Source organism: Pseudomaricurvus sp. ABR4_320 (assembly GCF_056159445.1).
Window position 1 is genome coordinate 1 of record NZ_JBSWVF010000071.1, and the last position, 937, is coordinate 937.

At 41.8% G+C, this 937-nt stretch carries 1 protein-coding gene; it reads left to right on the plus strand.

Translation table 11 applies throughout. The features are described 5' to 3' along the window. The coding region (gene dapF, locus ACXAFR_RS27400; RefSeq protein WP_475183355.1) for a diaminopimelate epimerase at positions 1-841 on the plus strand (841 nt) is incomplete at its 5' end. Positions 842-937 lie beyond the last annotated feature (96 nt).

A 937-nucleotide genomic window follows, 5' to 3' on the forward strand; every position in this document is an offset into this window, starting at 1 on the left:
GAGGGAACATATGAAGTTCAGCAAGTACCACGCTTTGGGCAATGACTACATCGTTATAGACCCTAAGGATTTAAATGAGCCACTTTCTGAAGCTAACATTACAGCTATATGTGATCGTCACTTTGGTGTGGGCTCTGATGGTATCCTTTATGGCCCAGAGGACAGCGATAGTTGTGACTTTTCCCTTAGAATTTTTAACCCAGATGCAAGTGAAGCTGAGAAAAGTGGTAACGGATTACGAATTTTTTCAAGATACCTTTGGGATCAGTCTCTCGTATCCCATAATGAATTCACGATCCAAACAAAAGGTGGTGTTGTAAAATCAACGGTGGGTAATCGAGGTCTTTCAGTATCCGTCGGGATGGGAAAGGTACGTTTTACGCACGAATTATCTGGAGAACCAACTCCTAGTGCTAACATCATTGATATTAACGGCAAAGAGTTTATTTACTACTTGGCGAATGTTGGCAACCCTCATTGTGTCATTTTGCTCGATGAAGTTACCCCGTCTTTCGCTAAAGAATACGGAAGTATCATTGAAAATGATCCAAAATTTAGAAATCGCACTAATGTACAATTTGTAAAGGTCATTGATAATTCGTCAATACAGATAGAAATATGGGAACGCGGTGCGGGTTATACTCTAGCATCTGGTTCAAGTAGTACCGCTGCTGCGTCTGTTGCAAATGCCTTAGGTTTGTGCGGCTCTAATGTCAATGTTCATATGCCTGGCGGCATTATTAATATAAAACTCAATGAGCAATTTTTTGCAACTATGACTGGAGCTGTCCGTAAAATATGCACTGGTTATATTTCAAGTGAAGCGCTCAGGTCCCTCTAACAATCGCAAGCACGCGGACAAGTTTCCGCTACGCATTTTTGTGTTGGCTTCGCCACCGTACACAAAAATACTTCACTGCAATTAGCCGCTGTTGCG